20 protein-coding genes and 1 tRNA gene are annotated in these 16,628 nt (G+C 45.5%); 13 read left to right on the top strand and 8 right to left on the bottom strand.

Annotated features, from left to right (window positions below; genetic code table 11):
• The first annotated feature begins 19 nt into the window (after nucleotides 1-19).
• A complete protein-coding gene (locus tag BST96_RS01415; RefSeq protein ID WP_085756969.1) occupies nucleotides 20-436 on the top strand; it encodes a hypothetical protein in 417 nt (138 codons plus the stop codon).
• A 16-nt stretch (nucleotides 437-452) separates the two neighbouring features.
• On the top strand, nucleotides 453-938 hold the full coding sequence (locus BST96_RS01410) for a P-loop NTPase family protein (protein ID WP_085756968.1): 486 nt from the start codon (nucleotides 453-455) through the stop codon (nucleotides 936-938).
• Nucleotides 939-1,229: 291 nt separating this feature from the next.
• Here the strand turns inward: BST96_RS01410 and BST96_RS01405 are convergent, their stop codons facing one another.
• Genes BST96_RS01405 through BST96_RS01390 form a run of 4 tightly spaced genes read right to left on the bottom strand, consistent with a single transcriptional unit; the run spans nucleotide 1,230 to nucleotide 4,094 of the window.
• The gene (locus BST96_RS01405) at nucleotides 1,230-1,883 is read right to left on the bottom strand and encodes a nuclear transport factor 2 family protein (RefSeq protein WP_085756967.1); all 654 of its coding nucleotides are present in this window, start codon (nucleotides 1,881-1,883) and stop codon (nucleotides 1,230-1,232) included.
• A gap of 23 nt (nucleotides 1,884-1,906) precedes the next feature.
• Nucleotides 1,907-2,629: a type 2 periplasmic-binding domain-containing protein gene (locus tag BST96_RS01400; protein WP_157117813.1), complete on the bottom strand. Its 723-nt coding sequence runs from the start codon at nucleotides 2,627-2,629 to the stop codon at nucleotides 1,907-1,909.
• A gap of 20 nt (nucleotides 2,630-2,649) precedes the next feature.
• On the bottom strand, nucleotides 2,650-3,525 hold the full coding sequence (locus BST96_RS01395) for a capsular polysaccharide synthesis protein (protein WP_085756965.1): 876 nt from the start codon (nucleotides 3,523-3,525) through the stop codon (nucleotides 2,650-2,652).
• A gap of 2 nt (nucleotides 3,526-3,527) precedes the next feature.
• Nucleotides 3,528-4,094 carry a YrbL family protein gene (locus tag BST96_RS01390; RefSeq protein WP_085756964.1) on the bottom strand — a complete coding sequence of 189 codons (567 nt, stop codon included), beginning with the start codon at nucleotides 4,092-4,094 and terminating at the stop codon, nucleotides 3,528-3,530.
• Nucleotides 4,095-4,455: 361 nt separating this feature from the next.
• Here BST96_RS01390 and BST96_RS01385 point away from each other — a divergent pair, with 361 nt between their 5' ends.
• From BST96_RS01385 to BST96_RS20295, 4 genes are all read left to right on the top strand, one after another.
• The gene (locus tag BST96_RS01385) at nucleotides 4,456-4,824 is read left to right on the top strand and encodes a hypothetical protein (protein ID WP_085756963.1); all 369 of its coding nucleotides are present in this window, start codon (nucleotides 4,456-4,458) and stop codon (nucleotides 4,822-4,824) included.
• Between the two features lie 25 nt (nucleotides 4,825-4,849).
• Nucleotides 4,850-5,386, top strand: coding sequence for a GNAT family N-acetyltransferase (locus BST96_RS01380; RefSeq protein ID WP_085756962.1), 537 nt, complete (start codon nucleotides 4,850-4,852; stop codon nucleotides 5,384-5,386).
• 267 nt (nucleotides 5,387-5,653) lie between these two features.
• Entirely contained in the window at nucleotides 5,654-5,788 is a 135-nt protein-coding gene (locus BST96_RS21180; RefSeq protein ID WP_276206923.1) for a hypothetical protein, read from the top strand.
• A 31-nt stretch (nucleotides 5,789-5,819) separates the two neighbouring features.
• Nucleotides 5,820-6,026, top strand: a complete 207-nt coding sequence (locus BST96_RS20295) for a hypothetical protein (RefSeq protein WP_157117812.1) — start codon at nucleotides 5,820-5,822, stop codon at nucleotides 6,024-6,026.
• Between the two features lie 57 nt (nucleotides 6,027-6,083).
• Here BST96_RS20295 and BST96_RS01370 read toward each other — a convergent pair whose 3' ends face one another.
• Entirely contained in the window at nucleotides 6,084-6,506 is a 423-nt protein-coding gene (locus BST96_RS01370) for a hypothetical protein (protein ID WP_085756960.1), read from the bottom strand.
• A gap of 649 nt (nucleotides 6,507-7,155) precedes the next feature.
• On the opposite strand from BST96_RS01370, the gene BST96_RS01365 reads away from it, so the two are divergent.
• Together BST96_RS01365 and BST96_RS20620 are read left to right on the top strand one after the other, a co-directional pair.
• Nucleotides 7,156-10,728, top strand: coding sequence for a putative Ig domain-containing protein (locus tag BST96_RS01365; RefSeq protein WP_206045379.1), 3,573 nt, complete (start codon nucleotides 7,156-7,158; stop codon nucleotides 10,726-10,728).
• 465 nt (nucleotides 10,729-11,193) lie between these two features.
• Nucleotides 11,194-11,922, top strand: a complete 729-nt coding sequence (locus BST96_RS20620) for a VPLPA-CTERM sorting domain-containing protein (protein ID WP_085756959.1) — start codon at nucleotides 11,194-11,196, stop codon at nucleotides 11,920-11,922.
• Nucleotides 11,923-12,364: 442 nt separating this feature from the next.
• Here BST96_RS20620 and BST96_RS01355 read toward each other — a convergent pair.
• A tRNA-Pro gene (locus tag BST96_RS01355) sits at nucleotides 12,365-12,441 on the bottom strand.
• 200 nt (nucleotides 12,442-12,641) lie between these two features.
• Between BST96_RS01355 and BST96_RS01350 the strand changes: the two genes are divergently transcribed.
• From BST96_RS01350 to BST96_RS01340, 4 genes are read left to right on the top strand one after another with little or no spacing between them, the layout of a single operon-like run.
• Entirely contained in the window at nucleotides 12,642-13,223 is a 582-nt protein-coding gene (locus BST96_RS01350; protein ID WP_085756958.1) for a LemA family protein, read from the top strand.
• Nucleotides 13,223-13,705, top strand: a complete 483-nt coding sequence (locus BST96_RS01345; RefSeq protein ID WP_240554877.1) for a TPM domain-containing protein — start codon at nucleotides 13,223-13,225, stop codon at nucleotides 13,703-13,705. Before BST96_RS01350 ends, BST96_RS01345 begins: the two co-directional genes overlap by 1 nt.
• A complete protein-coding gene (locus tag BST96_RS20865) occupies nucleotides 13,705-13,962 on the top strand; it encodes a hypothetical protein (RefSeq protein WP_240554876.1) in 258 nt (85 codons plus the stop codon). Before BST96_RS01345 ends, BST96_RS20865 begins: the two co-directional genes overlap by 1 nt.
• A complete protein-coding gene (locus BST96_RS01340) occupies nucleotides 13,962-14,576 on the top strand; it encodes a TPM domain-containing protein (protein WP_085756957.1) in 615 nt (204 codons plus the stop codon). Before BST96_RS20865 ends, BST96_RS01340 begins: the two co-directional genes overlap by 1 nt.
• On the opposite strand, the gene BST96_RS01335 is transcribed toward BST96_RS01340, so the two are convergent.
• Together BST96_RS01335 and BST96_RS01330 are read right to left on the bottom strand one after the other, a co-directional pair.
• Nucleotides 14,550-15,143 carry an RluA family pseudouridine synthase gene (locus BST96_RS01335; RefSeq protein ID WP_206045378.1) on the bottom strand — a complete coding sequence of 198 codons (594 nt, stop codon included), beginning with the start codon at nucleotides 15,141-15,143 and terminating at the stop codon, nucleotides 14,550-14,552. The two genes, BST96_RS01340 and BST96_RS01335, sit on opposite strands and share 27 nt — an antisense overlap.
• A gap of 388 nt (nucleotides 15,144-15,531) precedes the next feature.
• Entirely contained in the window at nucleotides 15,532-16,089 is a 558-nt protein-coding gene (locus BST96_RS01330) for an NAD/FAD-utilizing enzyme (protein WP_085756956.1), read from the bottom strand.
• Nucleotides 16,090-16,456: 367 nt separating this feature from the next.
• On the opposite strand from BST96_RS01330, the gene BST96_RS20285 reads away from it, so the two are divergent.
• Nucleotides 16,457-16,603 (top strand): hypothetical protein, encoded by a 147-nt coding sequence (locus BST96_RS20285; RefSeq protein WP_157117811.1) that lies wholly within the window; start codon nucleotides 16,457-16,459, stop codon nucleotides 16,601-16,603.
• Nucleotides 16,604-16,628: the final 25 nt, after the last annotated feature.

Raw genomic sequence — 16,628 nt, 5'->3', positions numbered from 1 at the left:
TGCGTCAACGGGAGGCAGTATGAGTCTATACGGCAACTGCGATTGCAAAAATATAGAAATTATTTGGCATACCGTTGATTACTGCTTTGTGCCGAGAGCTTGCCAGTGCACTTACTGCCAGGCCAGGTCAGCTGCTTATGTCAGCAAGCCCAATTCAAGATTTGAAGTCGTTATTCATAATAGTAGCCTGCATAAGGTGGTTCAGCATGGCTCTGCTAGCGCGGGCTTCCATGAGTGCACAAGCTGCGATCAACTGATTTTTGTCACTGCTGAGATTGACGGTGAGCTTTACGGAGCATTAAATGCTAATCATCTCAGCAGTCAATTAGGCTTTGCTCCCCCTGTTGAAATGAAACTTGGCGATCAGTCTGCTGAGCAGAAAAAGCAGCGCTGGCAGCAACACTGGTGCTGCCCGGTATTGATTAAAATGTCTTAGCAGAAGGTCGTTCGGTTTGAGTAAGATTGTTATTTTTGGAAATTCAGGCTCCGGTAAATCTACCCTGGCCAGGCAGTTAAGCCATTCTCAGGGCTTGGTGCATTTAGATCTGGATACTCTCGCATGGAAACCTACTTCTCCCCCAGAAAGAGTGCCTATTGAGCAGTCATCCAAAGAGATTGGTCGTTTTGTTAGCGCTCATAAAGCTTGGGTGATTGAAGGTTGTTATAGCGATTTATTAGCTCTGATAGTCTCTACGGCAACAGAGATTATATTTACTAATCTCCCGGTTGAGCTCTGTATAGAAAATGCAAAGAATCGCCCATGGGAGCCGCATAAATACCCTTCAAAAGCTGCTCAGGATGACAATTTGGCCATGCTGACTGAATGGATTGCACGCTATCCTGAACGAGACGATACATTTTCGTTTGCCGCGCATAAGGCTTTGTACGACGCATATTCAGGAAAAAAGACCCTATATAGTAATAATGACTGGAGCTAAATAGTGAGTAAACGGCTACAGAGTGGCTGCTTCTGTGGGGCGAGAATGACTGAACAATGAGAGGGCATATAAATACTGGCCAGTGCCGATCTGTATAAGCGCAATACTGTCCGGAGAAATGCAGGAGTTTTAAGACAATAAGAACTCGGATTGTAGGGTGGATTATAATCCACCCATCCCGGTCAGAAACCACGATAACCGGTGGATTATAATCCACCCTACGGGCTTGGCCTTATCTACAGTGTTTGTCTCTGGCAGTCATGCGCATAGCCGGCAATGACGTTTTAAGGTTTACTGCTTGGCGGCTTCTTTTGCCGCCTTTTTCCGAGCGCGCTTTTCTTTCCAATAAGCTTTTTTATCCTTTTGTGCCTGCTTATAAAACTCATCCCAGCCAGGCTTAACATCCTGCTCAAACAAATCTTCAATATAGACTTTGGGGTTTTTGGGTGATTCCGCCCAGTGAATATATTTCCAGCCTTTATCGGTTTTACGCAACACTGCACTGGCGCGAATATCCTCACCAAAGGGTTTGGCTTTTATCACCTTCATTTCAAAGTGCATATAGAAAAAAGCAATCGCTAAATCAGGAGCAATTTGCTTAACCTGAATATCAAACATTTCCTGGCGAATAGCTTCCACGGCCGGGTTTGGGCGTGGTGGATCAAGGTAGGCATTGAGTCTCTCCCAGCCTACAAACCACTGTTGCTGCTCCTCGCCCAAATAGGTGGGAAAAGGCTCATTGGGGTCCCAGAGCTCAAGCAGAGTGGAAAACTGCTGCGAGCTCCAGCGTCTGGCAGTTTCATGGATAACGGCTGTCACCTCAGCTTCAACGGTTGGATCGACAGTGATATCGACCATCGGTAGAACTTCTTTATGGCCACCGGCCAGAGCGTTGATAGGTAGTATCAGGCAGCAAAAGAGGGTAGTGAGAATTATTGTTTTCATACAGGTAATTCCAGATTTTATGATTAATGATGTATTTCGGCTTGATAGGGACTGAACTGATTAATATAAATAGTATTCTGGTTTTTTATAATGGAGCGGATAATAAATTGCGATTTCTCTGAGCTAAGTCGCTCAGGAATAAGTATCAGTGTTCTTTTTGTCATGTTAAATGAATAAGCTGTAGTGACTTTGTTAGAAAATTTCTGGTCAATTGAATCAATAAAACCGGGGATGCCTACCAGAGCATCAATTTTCTGGTTGAATAAGGCAGAAATCAATGAGCCGCCATTGTCGAATTCAATCACTTGCCATTGCTTGTCTAGCTTTCCCATTTCCGTTGCTATAAATTGAGATGCCGGTGAGTTTTTAACAACCCCTATCGTTTTTATCTTCTCTAGAGGGGCAGTGCCTAAATCGTTGAGGGTGTAAATGGTCGGTTTTTCGATGGATTGCAAAACGGCTCTATAGTGACAGCGTGCAATCAGTTCAAAGCCGGTATTCTCAGGTATATGAATAAAATCAAAAGGCTCTTTGTCACAGCGCTCGAATAGCATATCGGTGTTATAGGTCGCTGTTATTCTAATGTTTTGGTAGGGCGAGTTCTGATCAAGTTTGAATAGAGAGCGGTATTTGTTTTGTGTTATTTGAGGGTTATAAAAATCATAGGCCCAGCCTTTTAAGCTCAGACCTGCTGCCTCGCTCAGATGAAAAAATAGTAGGCCAGCTATCATCCATCTTATCTTCATAGCAGCGTTATCCTAAGGCTTTATCGGTTGGCTGTAATATCTTTGTTGAGCAGGTAGCCGATCACCGTATCGACTTCACCCTTTTCAATATGCTCGCTCCACTTGTACTTCAGTTTATACAGTGGGTCTATACCCTGATCAAAATCTTGTTTCAACTCTGGAGTAATGGGCGTAAGTGGCCCAACACGGCGGATCTTTTGTGGAGCTACTGCCGGGAAGTCGTTAGTGCTCTCCCATATTGCTTTACACACGCTATCTTCAAACACCAGTTTTTCAAACAGATAGTGGATAGCAAAATAGGGTGATATCCGCAGAACTTTACTGACAAAGGGAGAAAACCAATAGCGTGTAGTGCGGGGGCTTTTATTGAGTATTTTCTCGGTCAGCTTTCTTAACGGGCGTTTAAATCGCCCGTAATTGGAAAAGCTATTATTTAAAAAATAGTCACTAAAGCCGTGATACATTTTACTCGTCAGTGCATTGCCCGGTTCACTGGCCATAAACCAGCTGGTTAAAATACGTTCTTTATCGTGTTGGTGAAAGACAAAAAAGCCTGAGTCCAGATATTGCCCAAGCCAATGGTCTAAAGGTTGTTTGCAGATACAAGTAGAATCTACCCAAACCCCGCCATGTTCTGCGAGCAGTTTTAATCTCACCAAATCTGAAATTAAAGGACGGGTAAGCTTGGCCATTTTTTCTGCGGGTAGCCCCAGGTCAATATAATCGGCCATATTATCTTCCGTTAAGAAGGTAAGCTCCCAGTCTGGGTTGTGATACTGCCATGATTCAAAGCAGCGCTGGACCAGTTTGGGGGCTTCGTCATAGCCCTGTAGCCATAAAAACCAGATCTTTTTAGGGATGGCGTGACTGTTATCCTTGTTCGATAAGGTCTGCATCGTTAAAGTTTAGCCTGCAGTTTTTGACTGAACTTGGCCCATTTTCGGTTTATCTTCATATTAGTAAAGACCGGTGCCAGTTCAGAAAAAGGGATAAACTCATTATTGCCAATACCATCGATAACGACCAGCCGCGCTTCGCTATCGGATAGCCGCTGCAGTAGTAAATTATCATCCTTTAAATCGCGCATAATAATACTGTGCTTTAGCAGGTAGCTTTTTAAACGTGCCAATTCATCGTCCAGTTGTTGCCGGTCTATGGGGCAGCCATTACCGCGGATATAGTCTCGCAAGCTTTTAGAGATACTACCATCGTGGTCGCGAACTACCTCAAACATCAGCCCATCACCAAGGCTGGTGCTGCATAGACCGTGAAACTGGGCCAGATGTTGCCAGCTAATGTCGCGTTTTTGCAGGCGGTGATAATATTTAATATCGTCACGATGTTGCCGGTAATCGCCGGAAACAGTGATTTTAATGCACTTGCTGGAGTCTTCTGGATGAAGATAACATTCGCGATCAAGCCCTTTGCCAATATACAGCTGTTTATCAATGTCAATTGAGCTCACGGGGTACCTTTAGTTTCCTTGGTGCTGTTTTTCTGATCAATATAGGGCTTTTGAACGATAATGCCTTACGGTTCGTTATGTTTATTATCTGCGTGTATAGGTGTTCTATTTCAGGTTGACCAAGCATGCCAGCTTTTACGCAGAAGTAAAGGGTAGAGAGTCCTGTTTACGGGGTTGGCAGTGGGGGTGTATCAGGAGTTATTTAGGTTGCTTATTGGGTCTTTATAGGCATTACCATAGGTAATTCGTTAGATATTATTAATACATTGTAATTATTACTTGCTGAATCCTATGATTGAGTCATAAACCCAATAAGCCAGTATTGGAATATGGGTAAATTCTTAATGATTTAGGGTGTATTATGAAAAATTCCAGTAAATCCATTACTTCACGAATCGCATTTACCGCAGCCTCACATCTACAGGATGTTTTTGCCGACCGGGTACGCTTCAGGGCTGATGCCTGTGATGACTACAAGGCCGTTGAGCTAGCGTTTCCAGGCTTAAAGATTAAGGGCTCAACCTCTTACTGTGCGGTAAAGGTAGGGACTAGAAGTGTCTATTTAACCGCTATAGAATTCTTTGGTGCCGGTTTGCCCAAGTTATGTATTTATAGCGAAGACCTTAATATTCGTTATACCGAATATTTTAGTCAAACCAAGCTGAACTCTGCTGTTGCCAGGGTAGTTGAGATCGTTGACCAGATTGAAGGAAATAAAGCCGCAGCCTGATGAGTTGAGGTTTGAGGGATAAGTTATGATGTTGTTGGATTACAAAGAGCTTGGCAGCGAGCCGGTAAAGCAATTATTTGTCGACGTATTTGGTGCGTCAGAAGGGATGGAGGAGGGTTTGGCCATCGGCGGTTTGGTCAGTAACCTGATAGCCACAACCCCGTCAGAGGATATTTTTGGTTTTATTGCCACGGAAGATAAGCAGCTTGTTGGCAGTATCTTTTTTACCCGGATGACGTTTGATAATGGCATTAATGCGTTTATCCTATCCCCGGTCGCGATTGCTACTTCGGCTCAAGGTAAGGGTGTTGGGCAGGCATTAATCAACTTTGGAATTAATGTGTTGAGAGAGCATGGGGTCGCTTTATTGTTAACCTACGGTGACCCTGCTTATTATGGCAAGGTGGGTTTTAAACCGATCTCTGAGCAGGTGGTTAAAGCACCGCAGATAATGAGTCAGCCAGAGGGTTGGTTGGGGCAGTCTTTATTGGGTGAGGATATTGTGCCTATTGCCGGTTGCTCGGCGTGTGTTGAGGCTTTGAATAAGCCAGAGTATTGGTAGGGCTGTTTTAACCATCGCACTGTTGCTTGGTGTGGTGATGCAGCCCGCTTATGGATTGAATATTCTGGTGACCAATGACGATGGATTTTTGAACAAGTTAGCGATGGCAATGGTGGAAAAATCAATGGCACCAATATGGCGCCGGGTTTGGCTGCATGAAAAAATGCGTTTGAAGGGGCTGGTCATACGGTCACTGTTGTTGCTCCGCTTAACCCGCAAAGTAGTATAGGAGGTGCACGTATTTCGTCGTTTGGTAAAACGGTTGCTGTGGTTGAGCAGATGCCAATAGCGGCGGACTTTGTTGCACGTATGGCTGATGAGCGCCTAAACCCCTTTCGCCTTGGTGGGGATATTATCCCGGTAGGTGCGATGCTGAATATCAACTGGCCAGTGTATATATGACGAAGGCCGCACAGCGCCTGTTGCTGCCAAGGTGATCAGTCTCCCCTCCAGAAGCAGTATAGAGTTTGTCTGGATCGCTACTACCGGTACGATGCAAGTTAGTCTTGATGTCAAGATGTTCCCGCCACAGTCACCAAACCCTGTGCCCAATAATGACCTGGACAATCTGCGCGACGATTATGTCACTATCTCTGTACTTAATGGTGATATGACGATAAGAAATGCATCCGATTATTAGTCTGCCTTGATGGGTTTTATTCTATGGGGGTTGCAGCCTGTAGAAGGACTGTAAAGATCATTCGCCAATACTAATAAAGTATCTTCGGTTGGGATTAAAGTATTTGTGGGTGGTTCTTACCAGCAATAAATACTCCTGACCCTGGGTAAGATGTTCAGTGCTGATTGAAACAAGGACGGTTTCATTATCTATGTCGGGCTCTGCAAGCGGCAGCATTACTTTGTTACCGCGGCCGTTACTATCTAGTTCGCTGAGTAATGTGGCCTGCATGCCTGCCTCGTTTATCAGTGAGCGAGGCATCGGAAGGTTCAACTGGATAAGATCGCTGCTTGTTATATTATTCGCCGTTAGTTTGATATTGCTGGACTGGCTGGGGATATTATAAATCACCGACTGGTTTGAAGTCTTGTCTTGACCTGCGCAACCCAAAAACATCAAGCAAAAAAAGAGTAATTCATAGTGTAATAATTTTTTTTGCATGGTGTTTGTCCCGTTTTATTTTCTTTATCTCAGAATTCAAACATTAAATTATCTTTTGTTTTGCATGTCAATTTCAATATCTCTTCAGTTATTTTTTAATATGAGAATAAAAATAATTGTCGAATTTTCTTACAGGGATTAATTGTTATTCTTTGATTTTTGTCACCCTTGTTGCTTTGCCTCTGTATCGTGGGGGTTATGGTGGCTGTCTCGTTTGATCAGTTTTTTTTATCTTTGCTATAAACTAATCCTGCCTTATTTTGTTTTCTGATATTAAATTTATTATCGTCATGTTTTTTGGAAGAAAAATTATTTATGTGCCGATAAATTTTACATTTCTGGAGCTTTTTTTACTGTTTGTACGAGTGTTACATTGATTGTGTCTTATTGATATGGCTTTGATGATTGACTTGAAATTTCTTCCTGTAACATGGGTGACAGAACTTTGTTAGCCACTGTCAGTTCGCTACCGTTTTGCCTTTTTGAAGAAGGATATTCAGGCCATTGGCATGCATTTTGTTATTGATTAACCGTTGATTTTTTTATCCCTGCCTGTTTTGTTTTTTCAAGGTGGATAAAAGTAGATTTTTTCAGCTTGATACATTGTTAGCGTGATACATGGTTAATGCATTATAAAGTGGAGAAAAGCATGTCAGTGAATACCAAAACCAAAGATAATCATTTTAATACAATAATAAATTCTAGTACCGGCTTGGTGTCGAAGGCATGTTTTCTGGTTGCAGCCTTGTTCTGTGTTACACCCCTGCAAGCGGCTACAGAGTTTGAAATGCTGTTTGAGGACGGCTTTGAAAACCGTGACCCAGAATGGCAGAACTGGGAAACTCAGGGTGATGTTGATAATAGTTCGATTGACTATGAAGGTAGTCGAAGCGGTGAATTAAATGACGATGGCTGGGTTCAAACCACCATTGATACCCGTGGGTTTACCGATAAATTAAAGATTGAATACGCTATTCGTACTTACCGTTATGACAGTGGTGAGTATTTTTATGCTGAACTTTCTAATGATGACGGTGATAACTGGACAGAGCTACAGCGTTTAAATGATACCGATCGTTGGGAGTTTTATGTGCTGGATATGCCTGCGATGGCTTATGATCAGGCGGACCTGCTGGTTCGCTTTCGTTCAACAGCGGATGGTCGTTCGGAAAAATTTCGCCTTGACGCCTTTGCCGTCTATTTTGGCAAGCGCCCGGAACCGCCGGTTTTTACTAACCCTACAATATCACTACCCTCACTGACGCCAGGCAAGGCCATAGTGGGCACCTTGGCGGGTACTGCTACGGATGCTGATAATGATCCCTTAACCTATAGCAAAATCTCAGGCCCGGCATGGTTGCAGGTGGCACCTGATGGCACGCTTTCAGGAACACCTTCCGCCACTGACACTGGCCCTAATAGCTTTGTGGTTGAAGTGTCGGATGGTATTGCCTATACCGACAATGACCAAGCCACTTTGACCGTCAGTATTTCAACCGGTTTTACCGCTTTTGAAAGTGGCCCTGTTAGACCTATGGCTTTTTCACCGGACAAAACCAGGCTGTTTGTCACCAATACACCGGATAACCGGCTTGAAATCTTTAATGTCACCGCCTCTGGTCTGGTCGCTGCGGGTTCTATTGCTGTGGGTATGGAGCCAGTTGCTGTAGCCGCCAGAACAAATAATGAGGTGTGGGTAGTTAACCACTTGTCTGACAGCGTTAGTATTGTTGATATTGCTCAGGGGCGCGTCACTAGAACCTTGCTGGTGGGTGATGAGCCCCGTGACATTGTCTTTGCCGGTAACGGCGGAGCAAGGGCCTTTATTACCGCTGCGCATCGCGGCCAGCATCTTACCCATGCCTCTATTGCCGGTGTTCCTGGCGCGGGTGATCCCCAGCTTGAATCCGCGGGTATAGGGCGTGCCGATGTTTGGGTATTTGATAGTGCTAATCCGGGTAATACCCTGGGCGGCACACCTAACCGTATCCTCACCTTTTTTGCCGATACGCCTCGTGCACTAACAACCAGCCCGGATGGTAATACCGTTTATATAGCGGCATTTATGTCCGGTAACCAGACTACCGTTATCAATGAAACCTTAGTCTGTGATGGTTTCCAATTTAGTGGAGGTACCAATTGTGCGCCGGGAGCACCGGGTGGTGTACCAGGTGTTGAGGATAATGTTGGCGGTGCACCTGCGCCTGAAAGCAGTATTATCGTTAAGTATGACGGTTCTACCTGGCGCGATACGCTGGGCCGTGATTGGGGCAGTATTGTGCAGTTTACTTTGCCTGATCATGACGTTTTTTCCATTGATGCTAATACATTGGCAGCCAACTCAGTGCAGGAGTTTGACTCAGTCGGCACGGTGTTATTTAACATGGTGGTAAACCCCGCAACGGGAAAACTCTATGTCACTAACACAGAGCTGCCTAATGAAGTGCTGTTTGAAGGTGCGGGTGATCACGGTGGCTCGACGGTTCAGGGGCATTTATCGGAGGCGCGCATCAGTGTGATTAATCCGGCCAATGGCAGTGTGGATGTGCAGCATCTCAATCAGCATATTGATTACAGCAAACTGTTTACCGACAGTAATACTAACAACCACCCAACGCCATTGACCAAATCAAGCAGTCTGGCAACACCTTTACAGCCGGTAGTGTCTGCCGATGGTTCTACAGTGTATGTGGCCGCATTTGGCTCTGGAAAAATAGGGGTTTACAACACGGCAGCGTTGGAAGACCCGGCTTTTGAATCCAACTTTGATCCTGTTGCTGCGGCTGCTAACCATATTGATGTGGGTGGTGGTCCGGCGGGGTTGGTGTTAGATGAAAGCAATAACCGGATGTTTGTTTTTACTCGCTTTAACAATCAGGTTGAGACAGTTAATTTAAATACTGGTGCCGTTGTTGCCATTGATACCTTACATAATCCGGAGCCACAGTCAGTGATTAATGGTCGTCCTATGTTGTACGACGCGCAGCTGACTTCGGGTAACGGTGAAGCCTCATGTTCAAGCTGTCATATCTTTGCTGATAAGGATGAATTGGCGTGGAATTTGGGTGACCCGGATGGTGGTATTGGTATCAACAACCAACCTAATCCGAGTAATGCGCCGCTGGCTAATTTCATTAACCCTGATCCTACCATCCACCCGATGAAAGGACCCATGACTACCCAGACTCTGAAAGGTATGTCGACAATGGGGTCTTTGCATTGGCGTGGTGATCGTGTCGATGGATTCTTTGGCCTGGATCCCTGTAATGAGCCAACAGGTGCTGCCTGTAGTGAGCAGGCCGGCTTTATGAACTTTATTGTTGCCTATGAAGGTCTTGTGGGTATGGAAGGTATTCCTACTACGCAACAGATGCAGGAATTTGCTGATTTTATTTTGCAGGTTCAATTACCGCCAAACCCGGTCCGCAATCTTGACAATAGTCTCACCACGCAGCAACAAACGGGTGCTACAACCTATAACAGAGCGGGTACGGATACCGTAGAAAGTTGTGATGGCTGCCATGTATTAAACCCTGAACAGGGGGCCTTTGGTTCCGACGGTGGTGCTACCTTCGATGGTGAACCACAAAGTTTTAAAGTGCCTCACCTAAGGAATATGTATAGCAAAGTGGGTATGTTTGATGCCGCCGGTGATCAAATACGGGGTTTTGGTTTTGCGCATGATGGCAGCCTTCCCACCGTGGAAGATTTTCTTGGGGCGCCGGTCTTTGTGCTTAACGGTAACGATGCGGATGACCTTGAATCCTTTATGTTGGCTTTTGATTCCGATCTGGCGCCGGTTGTTGGTCAGCAAGTCACCTTGACGGCTAGCAATGCCAATGCGGTTAATCAGCGTCTTAATTTGCTGATTGACAGTGATAGTGCACCCTTTGCTTCTTTGGTATTGGGTGGTCAAACCGTGCAATGTGATCTGATTGCCAAAGGCCATGTGGGTGGTGTTGCAAGGGGTTGGGAGTTAGAGTCTAGCGGCTTATTCCGCGACGACACCAATAACACCATCACTGAGGCTGAACTGCGTAGTCTGGCCAATACTGAAGGGCCTATTACCTTTACTTGCGCGCCTCCGGGGTCAGGCACTCGCATGGGTATCAACCGTGATCAGGATAACTTTCTGGATGGTCTGGATAATTGCCCTGGTGTAGATAATGATGATCAACTCGATTCAGATAACAATGGTATTGGTGATGCCTGTCAGGGCTAGTAGCGATGGTCATTAAAGTCGCTTTGGCTTGACACAATTGTTCTAATAGAAGGCTCCTTTCGGAGCCTTTTTTTGCTCTGCCCTTAAGATAAAAAGGATGAATAATCGACATGGTAAAGCGCTGAATACTCTCGCCTTTATCTGGCCTTGACTACATGGGGTGGCCGAGTAAAGCAAAGCCGACTTTGCGGTTGGATTGAGGGTCAGTCATAGGGTGAATTCAGAGTTACTAAAGATGTGGCGATTATGCGTGATAGGGTGGGTGTCTGCTCCCTTATCGGACTATTTGACTTTACATTGATCAATAGTTAATACAATAGGGTCAATCCCTCATTGAAAAGTCCTATTTTTCCCTCGAGAAAATCGGTTTTTTTTATTGTTCTAAATATATAAATGATTGAACCGTTTTATTCATTAATCCGACATAGTCACTAACTCAATGACTGATTTAACAATGGATTAATTATGAAAACGTTAATACAACCAATAAAGCATGCAATAAAACGGCCGCTTACGGCAATGGTCTTTAGTGCTGTAGCTATTGCTCTTACTTCGAGTGCTAATGCGGCGATGGTGCACTATGAGTTCAGCGGATTTATTACCTCAATAGATGACCCGGCAGGATCGTTTGGGGTGTTAAGTGTCAATGATGGTTTTACGGTGACCTATGCAATAGACCTGGATGAACCTGAAACGAATAGCTTTATCGATAATGATGATCTTGGAAGGTATGTCAATATTGATCTGGTGAATTTGGATGTTGGTATATATAGTCTCACAGGGGGTAATCCTCCTGGCGCAATGTTTGTCGGCAATAATTCATTGCTTACTCAAGGGGCGAATGCGGGCAAAAGGCAGGATACTTTTCGCATTGATAAGTGGTCGAGTGGTTATGACGCATACTACAGTATTAATACACTAGCTTTTTTAGGTGACTTGGAAACTGTCGGTAATCCCACATCAATTAATTCAGATGATATTCCCACTTCGGTTCCCTCTCCAGGAAGCTTTGAGATTAATAGTTTCAAGCTTGTCGGCTGGCAACCAAGGGATGAGACTGCGTCAATGCTGATAGAAGGACAATTCAGGAGCCTTACGGTAAGTGTGGTTCCCTCAGCGGTGCCTGTGCCTGCAGCAGCATGGTTATTTGGTTCAGCTTTAATTGGTTTAGCAGGCATAAAGCGTAAAAAATAATTATCCAGAAAGTTTGCTATTTAGCCTTCATCTTCGGGGGCTTTTTTGTGTCTGCTTTGCGGTTGCAAGTTGTCATTGAGACCTCAATACATGCTTGAATATCTAGCCGCTGTTATGGTTTCGGATTTATTTATTAGATTGGGTGAAAATCATTCTGTGGCTGGCTATTTGCTGGCTATTTATTTCGGACACAAAAAAGGCCGCTCTTAAGTCGGCCTAAGTTGTTGATATATATGGTCGGAACGGCAGGATTGAATTAAAACAGCCTCTGGGCTGTTTTAACCCCTTCGGGGCTTCGCGCGTTGCGCTCGTAGCAAAATGCTGGTCGCATTTTGTGAATCTGGGGTACGCTCGGCGTTGCCTCGCTAACGAACAAAGCCAACCGTTCCACCCATATATAAAAAAGGGCCACCTATAAACACAGGTGGCCCTTTTTTATATATGGTCGGAACGGCAGGATTTGAACCTGCGACCACTACACCCCCAGTGTAGTGCGCTACCAGACTGCGCTACGCCCCGAAAGATTTAACTGCCTAGCAGTTTGGAGGACGGCCATTATACCGAAATGCCTTTTTGGAACAAGCCAAATTCAGGATAAAAATCAGGGTATTAGCCTATAAAAAGTCACCCTTTTATGGCTATTTCCGCTGCCTGTCATGCTACTATCTTGCTGCAAAAGCAGTCCATCTAAGGGTACAACATTAAAGGAATAGAGCATCATGATCCGTCTTCTAACACTCTTGCTGGTTTCATTGGTTCTAAGTGCCTGTGGTATCAACAATATTCCCACCAATGATGAAAAGGTTAAGTCCAGTTGGGCACAGGTCCAGAACCAATATCAGCGCCGTGCTGACCTTATTCCCAATCTGGTAGCCACGGTTAAAGGTTATGCGGCGCAGGAGAAGGAGACCCTAACCGCAGTGGTTGAGGCGCGCTCAAAGGTCTCTTCAATGCAGGTTTCGGGGGATGTGCTCAATAACCCGGAGGCCTTACAGAAGTTTGAGGCAGCCCAAAGTCAGCTGGGTAGCGCACTTAAGCGTTTGATGGTGGTGGTTGAGCGCTATCCTGATTTAAAATCCAACCAGAACTTTCTCGCGTTGCAGTCACAACTTGAAGGTACCGAGAACCGTATTGCAGTGGCGCGTCGTGACTATATAGCTGCGGTGGAAACCTATAATACTGAAATACGAACCTTTCCCGGTAAAATCTGGCATTCGCTGATGTATAGCGATATGCCCATCAGGGATACATATCAGGCCACCACCGAAGGTGCCGATGCTGCCCCTGCGGTAGCCTTTTAATGGTTATTTCAAGGCTACTGCTAGCACTGCTGTTTTGCTGGGTGTCGATTGCCCAGGCTGCCCCTGAGTTCCCCAAACTGAAGGGCAGGGTGGTTGATGGCGCTTCCTATCTAAGTGCTGCTGCTGAGCGGCGCTTGAGCCAGCAGTTGCAAGCCCATGAGCAGGCTGGTGGTAATCAAGTGGTTGTGGCGACGTTTGAGGACCTGCAAGGTTATAGCATTGAGGAGTTTGGTTATCAGTTGGGCCGGGAATGGGGCATTGGCCAGAAGGGAAAGGACAATGGCGTATTGCTTCTGGTTGCCAAAGCAGAGCGCAAAGTGCGTATCGAAGTGGGCTATGGTCTGGAAGGCACACTAACGGATGCAATTAGCGCCAATATTATTCAGTCGGTTATTTTGCCGACCTTTAAGCAACGTCAGTTTGAGCGAGGTATTGCCGGGGCGTTACTGCCATTATTGATGCTTTGGGTGGTGAGTATGTGATGGTCGAGCGAAAATCTCGCAACCAGCAGCGCGGCAGCGGCTATTTTGGTTTGTTATTGTTACTCATTTTGGGCGGCCCGTTTCTGGGCTTGGGTTCGTCCCGTAGAGGCTTTGGCAGGCGCGGTTATGGCTCGCGTTATGGTGCCGGTTATGGTGTTGGTGGAGGTTTTGGTGGCCGCAGCGGTGGTTTTGGCGGTGGCGGTTTCGGCGGCGGTGGCGGCGGTTTTGGTGGCGGCGGCGCGTCGGGAGGTTGGTAATGAGTTTATTAGAAGACAGTCAGCTACAGGCAGTGAGTGATGCGATTAATGCAGTCGAACAAAATACCGATGCTGAGTTGGTGACTGTATTGGCGGAGCAGGCGGATGATTATCGCTATATCCCCACTTTATGGGCTGCGGTATTGGCACTATTGGCTCCCGGTGTGATCTGGCTCAGTGGTGTCTGGCTGGAAACCCTGGATATTTTGTTATGGCAGCTGGGTGTTTTTGCCGTGTTGGCTCTGGTGCTAAGAGTGCCTGTTATTCTTTTCCGTATTATTCCCTCGTCGGTAAAATATTGGCGAGCGTCTAATTTGGCCCGCCGGCAATTTCTGGAAAATAATCTGCACCATACCCGGCAAGAAAGCGGGGTGTTGATTTTTGTCTCAGAGGCTGAACACTATGTGGAGATTATTGCTGATCGGGGCATTGATCAGCATGTTTCTGAGCAGCAGTGGCAGGCGATTGTCGATGATTTTATTACTGCGATAAAGGCCGGGCAAACCCAGCAAGGCTTAATCGCTTGCATCGATGCCTGTGGTGTTCTGTTAGCAGAGCATGCGCCAGCAACCGGCAGCAAGAATGAATTACCCAATCATTTGGTGCTCATTTAGCAGTGAGAGCTGCAAGCTATCTTCGAGCAGGTAGTGTTTTGTCTGGTCGCTGATAGGGCAGTGAAACTTCAGTTCATAGCAGCATAGCTGTAAATTGAGTGCGTGCTGCTGATCCTTTCCGTATAACCTGTCTCCAATAATTGGAAAACCAACGCTGCTTAAGTGCTGGCGAATTTGGTGTTTTCGGCCTGTTTCTATCGAAATTTTGACAAATGAATAGTGCTCGTTAGCAGAGGTCAAATGGATATGGCTAACAGCGGGTTTATGATCAACCGCGCTACGGACAGTTTGATGCGCAGGAAATTGTCCTGCAACGATGGCTTGATAGTGCTTGGTAATTTGCCGTTGTTCAAACAGGGCGGCTAGTGCCGCTGTGGCGCTCTTCTGGTGGGCCACAATGACCAGCCCCGTGGTGGCTCTATCCAGCCGATGGACAATAAAGCAGGGGCGCTGTAGTTGCTTTTCAGCGATGCGGTTGATGGTGCAGTGGTCACCCCATTTTGAGCCCTGGCAATAGACACCATAGGGCTTGTACCAAACACTATAGCTCTGCTCATCGGCAACCATAATAGCGGGGCAGGTTCGCTGGCCAGAATATTTTCATCGTAATAAAGGTGCAGTTCATCACCAGCAGCCAGTGTGCTTTTGGCGCGCCGTAGCCGTTGTGTTTGTTGTTTATGGCTTAGCCATACCGCCCCTTTTTGCATGGCTTGTTTGATTTGGTTTTTGGAGAGTTTGGTATGAGCAGACAGTATATCGACGGCGGATAACTGATCCTCTGTAATGGGGATATGTTGCTCAAAATGTTTTGCTGAACTCATAGTGGCTCTGGGTGGGGTTGCTATAGCGCTATTGTGCAGAATTTTCGCTGATCTAGCTATGCTTATATCCCCAAGGTTTTTCAGGCAATAAAAAAAGGCTCTTAAAGAGCCTTTGTCGTTAACTTGATTGCGTATTAAGGCATGGTTTTTACAAAGCCTTGCCAGTTTTTCTGCCATTCAACGACCCATTCAGGTGTCGATTCAGCTTGGCCAGCAGCCTGAAGTTGTGGGTGGGCTTCTACAATACGCGAGAGAATCATTTCCTGTTGTTCGGTTACATCAACAAAGAAAATATGCTTGCCTTGTTGCAGTGCATCCTGGAATTGTTTGAACTGGTAGTGGGGCTCTTGAATACCAAACAAGCCTCCTTCCCAAGTGCAAAAACCCAACACAACAATCGACAGGAAGATAAATGGAATCCAACCCGCTGCACTTTCAGTCCAGCCAGCAAAGTAGGCGATGGCTAATACCAAAATTGCGGCGACTACACCGATAATGGCGCCGAGTTCCATGGAGTGGACAACATCTTTTTTCAGTACGGCTTCTACTTCGTTAAGGTTATGGTTTTGTATGTCAGCATCCCTTTGGCTGAGGACATGTATCTGTGGTGTGGCTACACCCTGGTCTTCAAGTTCATGTTCGACGGCTTCGAGTTCGTCGAGGTTTTCGCTAATATAAAAATGTCGTTTCATTGTGTACCCCTTGTTGTTGTTAGCGTGGGCCTTGGCCCTGCCTGTCATCAGGTGGTGCTTTATGTTAGCTGCAGTTTTGCATTCTCAATGCTGCACTGTCTTGGTATGTACGCTAGTCCATTATTTTTGGCTCATTAAACTTGCGTTATCGAAATTAAGTATAGCTTGCAGGCAATAAGAATTAACTAGCGTTTAAAGCAGATAACTGAATAAGAAATTTCTTTTATAGACTATTTTGAGATTTCGTTAAATTACCTGTAGTAATTATTTGTATAGATTTTATGCATTGGCGGTATTTCTTGTTAAAACTATTCTTTATAACAACAGAGCAACACAAGCCATTGATTAGTTTAACTGGGAGTTAGCGATGATAAACGAAAGTGTAAAAATTATTGATGAAGAGACTCTATGTATTGAGCATGATATTGATGGTATAGCCTGGCGTTTTTATTACAAAATGGTGGATGGGCAGTGGGTGCGTTATATGCGTGAGAGAATTGAGCAGGCTGCATAGATTGAAAAAAGGCGACAAGATTTTC

Source organism: Oceanicoccus sagamiensis, from assembly GCF_002117105.1.
Classification (GTDB): Bacteria; Pseudomonadota; Gammaproteobacteria; order Pseudomonadales; family Dasaniaceae; genus Oceanicoccus; species Oceanicoccus sagamiensis.
This window is presented reverse-complemented; position numbering and strand designations above follow the sequence as displayed.